Source organism: Streptomyces sp. NPDC048196 (assembly GCF_040652715.1).
Classification (GTDB): Bacteria; Actinomycetota; Actinomycetes; order Streptomycetales; family Streptomycetaceae; genus Streptomyces; species Streptomyces siderophoricus.
The window spans coordinates 30742-40248 of sequence record NZ_JBEZMM010000062.1; the positions used below are offsets into that span (position 1 = coordinate 30742).

A 9507-nucleotide genomic window follows, 5' to 3' on the forward strand; every position below is an offset into this window, starting at 1 on the left:
GCCGCGCTAGCCGTTGGCCAGCGCCTGGAGCCGGTCCATCGCGCCGTTGAAGCGGTTGTGGTCACCGACCGTGGGGCCGGTCGAGGTGTACTGCCAGATGGTGTGGAAGCCCCAGCCGGCCGGGAGTTCGCCGACCGAGGAGCCGTAGCGCGGAACCCACAGCGGGTTGACCGCGCCGAAGACGGACGAATTGCCGGTGCACTGCTTCCACCAGCTGGTGGAGGTGTAGATGACCGCGTCCCGGCCGGTGCGCGCCTTGTAGGTGGCGAACCAGTCCTTCATCCAGTTGACCAGTCCGGCCGCGCTGAGCCCGTAACAGGTCGCGCCGTAGGGGTTGTACTCCATGTCCAGCGCGCCGGGCAGCGTCCTGCCGTCCCGGGACCAGCCGCCGCCGTGGTCGACGAAGTAGTTGGCCTGGGCGGCGCCGCTGGAGGTGTTGGGGGTCGCGAAGTGGTAAGAGCCGCGGATCATGCCGGCGTTGTAGGAGCCGTTGTACTGCTGCGCGAAGTACGGGTTGGTGTAGCTGGTGGACTCCGTCGCCTTGACGTAGGCGAACCGGACGCCGCTGTTCCAGAGCGTCGACCAGGCGACATTGCCGTTGTGACTGCTGACGTCCACGCCCTCGACGGACGCCGCGAGCGAGCCCGCCGGCGGGGCGGCGCGGCCGGCCGCGGTGCCCTCGTGCCTGGCGATCTGCGAGCCGGCCCAGTCCTGGCCGGGGTGGCTGGGCTCGGGTGCGCGCCGCACGGCCGTGGCACCGGCCGTGGCGGGCAGCGCCAGGAGCAGGGCGAGGAGGGTGAGGAAGGTCCCGGTCACGGTCGCGAGCGAGCGTGCGGGGCGATGGGGGGAGCCGGATCTGAGCACGGACATACGTGTCTCCGGAGATCTCGGTGTGACCTGAGGGGGGATGCGTGCTGCTCTGAGGGGGGTGATCTGCCGGCATGGCGTGGGCGCGGCTGACACGGAGGTGCGGACGTGCGGGACGCGCGGCGGGACCTTTGGCGAACGGCCCGCCGTTTGGTGTGGCCATGCCATAAATGACGATACGCGCGTAGACCGGCGTGACAAAAGAGGGTCCCTGGGCTGCCGTTGGTCTAATCCTGCGAAATACTGGCCGAGCTGCGGCTTCGGCCGACGGGGGCGGAAACTTTCAGACCAGGAAATGCGGGAAGGGGCGCTGACGTGCACGACACCGGGGCCGACGGGATGGCGGCGGACGGCGAGCCGGTGGGTGTGGACCAGGTATTCCTCGCCCTGGAACGCGAATTGGCGGTGTTCCTCCGCCGGGCCCGGGCCTCGTCCGGTGAACTGGCCCGCGAGGTGCACCCCGACCTGGAGCCGTCCGCCTACGGCCTGCTCGTCCGGCTGGCCGACGCCGGCGCGCAGCGCGCCACCGACCTCGCCGGCTTCTTCGGCGTCGGCAAGGCCACGATGAGCCGCCAGCTGCACGCCCTGGAACAGCTGGGCCTGGTCGCCCGGGCGCCGGACCCGGCCGACGGCCGCGCCGTCCTGGTGCGCCTGACCGACGAGGGCCGGGAGCGCTTCTCCCGTGTCCGCAACGCCCGCCGCGCCCGCTACGCCCGGCGCCTCGCCGCCTGGGACCGCCATGAGGTGGCCGAACTCGCCCGGCTGCTGCACCGCTTGAACACGGAGCAAGAGGGCGAAGAGGGGTGAAAGCCGCGTAGTGCTGCGCCGCGGCCGGGCCCGTCACGGCATGACGAAGACCACCGCGGCGTCGTCCCGGGCCTTGCCCCGCGGGTAGGCCGCGCACTCCGGGTCCGCCGCCTCCGCGGCCCGCACCCGGTCGATCAGGGCCTGCGGCCCCTCTTTTGCCACCAGGCCCGCGCACTCCGCCCACGAGCCCTCCCCGAAGACCTCCACCCAGCGGCCCGCACCGTCGCTGAGGGCGGTCAGCGAACGGACCGCGGCCCGCGGCGTGGTGCCGGTGACCGCGCGGGCCGCCACCGCCGGATCCGCGGCCGCCGTGAAGAAGCCGCCCGCCACGTTGCGCAGCGCCTCGACGGCCCGCCCGTACTCCCGCCCCGCCGCGGCCCGTTCCGCCGACCCGCGGGGCAGCGCCCGTACAGCGGCGCCAAGCGCCCGGACCTCGGGCGGCAGTTCGTCCAGCCGCGGGTCCAGCACGGGGTGCACCGACCCGTCGGCGTGCTCCAGGAGGAGCACCGAATCGGACAGCACGAGGTGCTCGACGGTGCCCGTGGACCACCTGGCGGCCACCACAGTTGCCTGCGGAGTGCGGGCGTGAGAAAGGTCACAGGTGCCCCGGTGAACGGCGGCGGTCCGGGAGATGGCCGCCGCGAGCGCCTCAGCCAGCGTCATATCCCGGTGTGAAACCGACAGTTCGAGCATTGCGCCGCCGAGCCGCGCGGTGAACCACGGCACCGCGTGACGGCATCCGTAGTCCGCCTCGGGCGGGGTCACACCGTCCAGCAGGACCAGGACTCCGCCCTGGCCGGAGGCCGGCAGGGCGACCGATGCGTAGTCCTCGTTGGGGCGTTGGGGGTCGCCCGGCTCGGTGGCGAGTGCGATGCGCATGCCGGCAAGTCTGCCGGAGGGCGCGGATGCGGCCGGGTGACCGGGCGCACCCGGCCCCGTGTGGCGTACGGGCAGGTCAGCGCCGCGCGGAAGGTACGGACCGGCGCTCCGGCGGCGTGCGGGCGCGCATCCTGCCAGGACGGCGCGGCATCTCCAAACCCGTCCGGGGGGTGCGCGGGGGTGCGGCGAAAATCGTTGCCGCGCGGAAGTTGATGGTCAAACTCCGATTGATGTTCACTCGTTCAGGTGGCCGGGCATGTGATGCCGAGCCACTGCGCGGGGCCGGTGGAATGGTCGTTGCCCGGATCACGGGGGGCCAGGACATTCGTCGCGACGCGCAGAGCCGGACCGTTCCCCCTCGCGGAAGTATGCGCTGCTGCGGAGTGCGCGCAGGTCCGCCCGCGAGCGGAGAGCGAGCCGGGTCCGCGACGCCATACGGCGTGGGCAGGCGAGACAGGAATGCGAGCAGCGGTGCGGAAGATGCGGCTTCGGGGCGGCGCAGGGAAGCCGGGTTCACCGGCCGGTTCGGTCTCCGGACCGGGTACGGGTTCGGGTCCTGGCAAGAGCTCCGGTTCCGGTACGGGACCGGGCGCGACCGGCGGTGCGGACCTCGTGGGGCCCCGTCCCGCACGGGTGCGCAACCGGCTGGTCGGAGCGGTGGCCGTCGTTGCCGTCGCGGTCCTCGGAGCCGGCGCCCCCGGTCTGCTCGGCACGGCGGACGACGCCGGCAACAGCCAGCACCTGGTCGACCTGGCCGAACTCAACGCCCGCGCCATCGCGCTGGCGCACTCCCTCGCCGACGAACGCGACGGGATGACCGGTTACGCCGCCGCGGGCCGCAACGGCCGTACGGGCACGGGCGAAAACGGCGCGAAACCGGGGACGAGCACGGGCCCCGGAAACGGCACGGTCAACGGAACCGGCAGCAGCGCCGGCACCGGCACGGTCAACGGCACCCGCACCGGCGGCGCGACCGGAACCGACGGAAGGGCATCAACCGGCGGAACCAGCACGACCGGTGGAAGCGGAACGACCAGCACCACAACGGGCGGAACCGGAACCGGCACCGGCACCGGCCTCCCCGGCGTCAACGGCACCCGGACGAACACGGCCGCGGCCGGCGCCGCCGTCACCAGCGGACCCGGTGCCGACAACGCCGCCGTCGCCCGCCCCCAGCGCGCCCGCGTGGACCGGCAGATCGACGACCTGCGCACCGAGGCCCAGGACGCCTCCGGTGACAGCGCGGTCTACGCGACCGCCGCCAAACTGCTCAAAACCCTCCCGGAAACCCGTCAAATGGCGCTGGCCCGGACGGAATCGGCCGAGCAGGTCTACCGCGCCTACACCGACATCATCCAGGCACTCGGGGCGATCAGCGACGACATCGCCCGCGGGCTGCCCGCCCGGGCGGACTCCGCGGACGCCGACACCCGGGCGCTGCCCGCGCTGGCCCGCGCCACCGACCAGGCGGCCGGCACCCGCGCCCTGCTGCTCGCCGGGCTCAACGCGGGCGGCAGCCAGCCCACGCTGACCGGTCTCGCCCAGGTCGCGCGGGTCCGTGAGCAGGCGGCACTGGGCGACTTCCGGGAGACCGCGGGCCAGGGCGCCCGGGACCGCTACGACCGCACCGTCACCGGCACCGACATCAGCACCGCCGAGCGCTATCTGACCCGGCTCACCGACCAGCCGCGCCTGGACGCCGCCGATCTGCGGCTCAGCCGCCAGCGGGTGGAGAACGCCCTCACCACCCGGATCGGGCTGATGCGGGGCGTCGAATCGGCCATGGCCACCGCCGACATCCAGCGTCTCGGCCAACTGCGCGACGACGACGTCACGGAGCTGGAGATCCGGATCGGCCTGGAGGGCCTCTGCCTGCTGCTGGCCGTCGGCGCCGGCATCTGGGCCGCGCGCTCGATGACCCAGCCGCTGGCCGCGCTGCGGATCGGCGCCCGCCGGGTGGCCGCCGACCCGGCGCACGAGGACCCCATCACCTACAAGGGCCGCAACGACGAATTCGCCGCCACCGTACGGTCGGTGAACGCGCTGCACACCCAGGTGGGCGAGCTGTCGCGGCGCACCACCGAACTGGAGGGCGAGCGCAAGCGGCTGATCGGCGGCCGGCAGCGGCTGGTCGCCGAGCGCGAGGTGCTCCAGGAGCAGGGCGAGGCGCTCAAGGAGGAGATCGCCGACCTCACCGAGCGGCTCAAGGCCGCCCACACCGGCGTACAGGGCCGGTTCGTCAACCTCGCACTGCGCACCCTCGGCCTGGTGGAGCGCCAGCTCGGCGTCATCGAGGGCCTGGAGGAGACCGAGCAGGACCCGGAGCGGCTGGACACCCTCTTCAAGCTGGACCACTTCGCCGCGCGGATGCGCCGCAACAGCGAGAACCTCCTGGTCCTGGCCGGCGCCGAACAGCACGGCAACAACCACCCGGGCCCGGTCCCGCTGCTGGACGTGCTGCGCGCCGCGGTCAGTGAGATCGAACGCTACGAGCGGGTGCGCATCCAGTCGCTGCCGCCGCACTCCCAGGTCGCCGGGTTCGCCGCGGACGACCTGAGCCACCTGGTCGCCGAACTCCTGGAGAACGCCACCGCGTTCTCGCCGCCGGACGCCTACGTCGAGCTGTCCGGCTGGCTGCTGGAGAGCGGTGAGGTCATGCTCTCGGTCCAGGACGAGGGCATCGGCATGACCGCGGAGCGGATGGCCGAGCTCAACGAGCGGCTGACGGACGCGGAGGCGGCCTCGACCGCCGAGAACATCGACGAGGCGCTGGGCCTCGGGCTGTACGTGGTCGTACGGCTGGCCGCCCGGCACGGCGTCCGGGTCCAGCTGCGGGACGCGAAGCAGGGCGGGGTCACCGCCGTCATCGTGCTGCCCGGCTCGATCCTGCCGACCCGTCCCGGCCCGGCGTCCTCGCTGACCGTCGCGCACGACGCGCACGCCCCGGGGCTGCCCGGCTCGGTGGCCGAGGCGAACTCCAACGCCCTGCCGACGCGGGTGCCGCGGCTGGACCCGGCGGCGGGCCGCGGCGCGGCGGAGCCCGCGCCGGCACCGGAACGGGCCGCCGATCCGGCACCCGGCCAGGACGGACCCGCCGGCAGCCCGGAGGGCGACCCGTTCGTCGCCGCCGCCGAGCGCGCGCTCGACGCGGCCGGGATACCGGCCGGCGGGACCGCCGAGCACACCCGGCCCCGGGAGGACGCGCCGGAGGAGCCCGCCCCGGCCGTCGGCCCGGCCGCGGCGGACCCGTACGCCATCGGCCCCGACCAGCACACCCGCGCCGAGGCGGCCACCCCGGCCACTGCCCCGGCGCCCACGGACACCGCGCCCGCGGACCAGGCGCCTTCCGGGGCGGCGCCCGACGACGCGGCGTCCGACAACACGGCGTCCGACGACGAGGCGCCCGCGGGCCCCGAGGAGAAGCAGCGGACCAGCCTGGGCCTGCCCAAGCGCACGCCCAAGATCGTGGCGCAGCAGCAGGCGCCCACCGCCCCGCGCAAGAGCGGTGCGGCCAACGCCGAGGCGCTGCGGCGCCGGCTCGGCGGATTCCAGCAGGGGGCGCGGACCGGCCGGCGCGACGTGGCGGCCGAGCTCGCGGAAGGCACGACCGAACGGACCGACCGACGACCCGACACCGACGGAGCGGGGGCCCCGGAAGAGAGCCACATTGTCGAGGAGGCACGCGAGTGAAGGCGCAAGCGCCCACTGCTTACGGACATGGACTGAGCAGCCAGGCCCGCAATCTCCACTGGTTGCTGAGCAACTTGGTGGAGGAGGTGCCGGGCATCCGCTCGGTCGCGGTGGTCTCCTCCGACGGGCTGCTGCTGCTCAGCTCCGACCCTGACCGGGCGGACGAGACGGCCCGCCCCGGCGGAGCCGGCGGGCCCCGCGGGTCCAGCGCAGACCTGGCCACCATCGTGTCCGGCCTCGGCAGCCTCACCCAGGGTGCCGCGAAGCTGATGGACGGCGGGGCCGTCAAGCAGACGATGATCACGATGGACGAGGCCAGCGTGTTCGTGATGTCGATCAGCGACGGTTCGCTGCTCGGCGTGCACGCCGCCCCGGACTGCGACATGAACGTCATCGCCTATCACATGGCGCTGTTCGTCGGCCGGGCCGGTCATGTCCTCACCCCCGAACTCCGCACCGAACTCCGCAAGTCGATGGAGAGCGCCCAGTGAGCAAGACTCCGAAACTCCCCGTGCGCGGCGGGGATCGCAAACCCTCGCGCGTACGGCCGTATTCGCTCACCGGCGGCCGCACGCGATTCGGCCACGTGCTGCTCGTCGAGACCTTCGTGGCCGCGCTGGAAGCCCCCGAAGAACGGCGCGAGCTCACGTCCGGCGGCTGGGGTGACCGGGTGATGCCGGAGATGCGGGCGATCGTCGAGCTCTGCCGCCGGATGCGCTCGGTGGCGGAGATCTCCGCCCTCCTCAAGATGCCGCTGGGCGTGGTCCGCGTCCTGCTCAGCGACCTCGCCGACCAGGGAAAGATTCGCGTCTACGGCACCGGGCACGGCACCGGCCGGCCCGACCGCGCGCTGCTCGAAAGGGTGCTGAGTGGACTTCACAGGCTCTGACACGATATCGGCCGGGCCGACGACGACCGCCGGTTCCGTGGGTCAGGCCGGCCCGGTGGCCACGGCCACCGACGCGGGGCTGCAGAGCTGGCAGACGGACCGGTCGCGGGCGCCGATCGCCACCAAGATCGTGGTGGCCGGCGGCTTCGGTGTCGGCAAGACCACCTTCGTCGGTTCGGTCTCGGAGATCACTCCGCTGCAGACCGAGGCGGTGATGACGCAGGCCAGCGAGGGCACCGACGATCTGACCGCCACCCCGGAGAAGACCACGACCACGGTCGCGATGGACTTCGGGCGGATCACCCTCGACCAGGAACTGGTCCTCTACCTGTTCGGCACGCCCGGGCAGCAGCGGTTCTGGTTCATGTGGGACGACCTGGTGCGCGGCGCGATCGGCGCGATCGTCATGGCCGACACCCGGCGGCTGGAGGACTGCTTCCCGGCGCTCGACTACTTCGAGAGCTGCGGACTGCCCTACATCGTCGCGGTCAACCACTTCGAGGGCACCGACAGTTACGAGGCCGAGGACGTCCGGGAGGCGCTGACCGTACCGGCGGAGGTACCGATCGTGATCATGGACGCGCGCAGGCGGACCACCGTGATCCAGTCGCTGCTCGCCCTGGTCGGCCACGCCCTGGAAGCCGCGCCGGAATAACGGGCCGCTCTCCCTACGAGCCGGCCCTCCCACGGGCCGGTCCTCGTACGGGCCGGTCCTCCTACGGGCCCACCCCCACGGGCCCGCCCCCTGAGGGGACACCCCTCGCACGACCCCACCCCTCACCCGAACATCGCAGTAGCAGAGAAGAGTGCCGCCATGCGGAAAATACTCGTCATCGGAGCCGGCCAGTCCGGTCTCCAGCTCGCCCTGGGCCTGCAGTCCAAGGGCTACGAGGTCACCCTCATGTCCAACCGCACCGCCGACGAGATCCGCTCCGGCCGGGTCATGTCGACGCAGTGCATGTTCCATACCGCCCTCCAGCACGAGCGCGACCTCGGCATCAACTTCTGGGAGAGCCAGGCCCCGCGCATCGAGGGCCTCGGCGTCTCCGTCGCCGCCCCCGGCAGCCACGAGGGCCCCGACGGCTCCCAGCGCGCCATCGACTGGGTCGGCAAGCTCGACGGCTACGCCCAGTCCGTCGACCAGCGGGTGAAGATGGCCGGCTGGATGGAGACCTTCGCGCAGCGCGGCGGCCAGCTCGTCATCCACGGCGCCGCCGTCTCCGACCTGGACTTCTTCGCCAGCCGCTACGACCTGACGCTGGTCTCGGCCGGCAAGGGCGAGCTGGTCTCCATGTTCGGCCGCGACGCCTCCCGTTCGCCGTACGACGCCCCGCAGCGGGCGCTGGCCGTCTCCTACGTCCACGGCATGGGCCCGCGCCCCGAGCACCCCGACTTCGACGCGGTGCGCTGCAACCTCGTCCCCGGTGTCGGCGAGCTCTTCGTGATGCCGACGCTCACCACCTCCGGCCGGGCCGACATCCTCTTCTGGGAGGGCATCCCCGGCGGCCCGCTGGACGCCTTCGGCAACGTCAAGGACCCCGCCGAGCACCTTGCGGTCACCCTGGACCTGATGAAGACGTTCCTGCCGTGGGAGTACGACCGCTGCACCAAGGTCGAACTGACCGACGCCAACGGCACGCTGGCCGGCCGCTACGCCCCCACCGTGCGCAACCCGATCGGCCGGCTGCCCTCCGGCGGCCTGGTCCTCGGCGTCGCCGACGTGGTCGTCGCCAACGACCCGATCACCGGCCAGGGCTCCAACTCGGCCTCCAAGTGCGCCGCCGCCTACCTCGCCTCCATCGTGGAGCGCGGCGAGGAGCCGTTCGACGAGGCGTGGATGCAGGCCACGTTCGACCGCTACTGGGCCACCGCCCAGCACGTCACCAAGTGGACCAACGCGATGCTGGCCCCGCCGCCGGAGCACGTCCTGAACCTCATCGGCGCCGCCGGCCAGCTCCAGCCCATCGCCGACCGCTTCGCCAACGGCTTCGACGACCCGTCCGACTTCGAAAACTTCTTCTTCGACCCGGACAAGACGGCGGCGTACCTCGCGTCGCTGGGGTGATCCGCACGTACCTGGCCGCCCCGCCGTGGGGGTTGCTCGCCGTTGCGCTTTGCGGTGCCGCCCGCACGTAGCCGTCTGATCCGCCGCGGGGCGTCTCGTCGTTGCGCTTTGCGGCGCCCCCGCACGTTGCTGTCTGTCCCGCCGCGGGGCTTGGTCGCCGTTGCGCTTTGCGGCGCCCCGCACGTACTCGCCTTTCCCACCGGGGGTGGTCTCGTCGTTGCGCCTGCGGCGGGCTGGGTGGGTGTTGGGTGCGGTGACGGGCCTGCGGGGCCGGTGTTTGGGACTGCTGTCGCTTTACGTCCCAAACACC

At 72.9% G+C, this 9507-nt stretch carries 8 protein-coding genes; 6 read left to right on the forward strand and 2 right to left on the reverse strand.

The genetic code is table 11. The features are described 5' to 3' along the window. Positions 1-6 precede the first annotated feature (6 nt). Positions 7-870, reverse strand: coding sequence for a lysozyme (locus tag AB0E02_RS34730; protein WP_362147237.1), 864 nt, complete (start codon positions 868-870; stop codon positions 7-9). A gap of 336 nt (positions 871-1206) precedes the next feature. Here AB0E02_RS34730 and AB0E02_RS34735 point away from each other — a divergent pair, with 336 nt between their 5' ends. Continuing rightward, complete coding sequence (locus AB0E02_RS34735; protein ID WP_362147256.1) at positions 1207-1674, forward strand: MarR family transcriptional regulator; 468 nt, start codon at positions 1207-1209, stop codon at positions 1672-1674. 33 nt (positions 1675-1707) lie between these two features. Here AB0E02_RS34735 and AB0E02_RS34740 read toward each other — a convergent pair whose 3' ends face one another. Next, positions 1708-2553, reverse strand: coding sequence for a protein phosphatase 2C domain-containing protein (locus tag AB0E02_RS34740; protein WP_362147240.1), 846 nt, complete (start codon positions 2551-2553; stop codon positions 1708-1710). Positions 2554-3165: 612 nt separating this feature from the next. On the opposite strand from AB0E02_RS34740, the gene AB0E02_RS34745 reads away from it, so the two are divergent. The 5 genes from AB0E02_RS34745 to AB0E02_RS34765 all read left to right on the forward strand — a co-directional run bounded on the left by AB0E02_RS34745 (position 3166) and on the right by AB0E02_RS34765 (position 9197). Then, positions 3166-6243, forward strand: coding sequence for a nitrate- and nitrite sensing domain-containing protein (locus AB0E02_RS34745; RefSeq protein WP_362147243.1), 3078 nt, complete (start codon positions 3166-3168; stop codon positions 6241-6243). Beyond that, positions 6240-6734, forward strand: coding sequence for a roadblock/LC7 domain-containing protein (locus AB0E02_RS34750; RefSeq protein ID WP_030811402.1), 495 nt, complete (start codon positions 6240-6242; stop codon positions 6732-6734). The genes AB0E02_RS34745 and AB0E02_RS34750 overlap by 4 nt, the downstream gene beginning before the upstream one ends. Beyond that, on the forward strand, positions 6731-7132 hold the full coding sequence (locus tag AB0E02_RS34755) for a DUF742 domain-containing protein (RefSeq protein ID WP_030415977.1): 402 nt from the start codon (positions 6731-6733) through the stop codon (positions 7130-7132). Before AB0E02_RS34750 ends, AB0E02_RS34755 begins: the two co-directional genes overlap by 4 nt. Before the next feature lie 37 nt (positions 7133-7169). Further along, positions 7170-7787, forward strand: coding sequence for an ATP/GTP-binding protein (locus AB0E02_RS34760; protein WP_362147248.1), 618 nt, complete (start codon positions 7170-7172; stop codon positions 7785-7787). Between the two features lie 159 nt (positions 7788-7946). Next, the gene (locus tag AB0E02_RS34765; RefSeq protein WP_362147251.1) at positions 7947-9197 is read left to right on the forward strand and encodes a styrene monooxygenase/indole monooxygenase family protein; all 1251 of its coding nucleotides are present in this window, start codon (positions 7947-7949) and stop codon (positions 9195-9197) included. The last annotated feature ends 310 nt before the right edge of the window (positions 9198-9507 follow it).

Coding starts and splice junctions, on each gene's coding strand:
- AB0E02_RS34730 (WP_362147237.1), bottom strand. CDS start 870: ATGTCCGTGCTCAGATCCGGCTCCCCCCATCGCCCCGCACGCTCGCTC.
- AB0E02_RS34735 (WP_362147256.1), top strand. CDS start 1,207: ATGGCGGCGGACGGCGAGCCGGTGGGTGTGGACCAGGTATTCCTCGCC.
- AB0E02_RS34740 (WP_362147240.1), bottom strand. CDS start 2,553: ATGCGCATCGCACTCGCCACCGAGCCGGGCGACCCCCAACGCCCCAAC.
- AB0E02_RS34765 (WP_362147251.1), top strand. CDS start 7,947: ATGCGGAAAATACTCGTCATCGGAGCCGGCCAGTCCGGTCTCCAGCTC.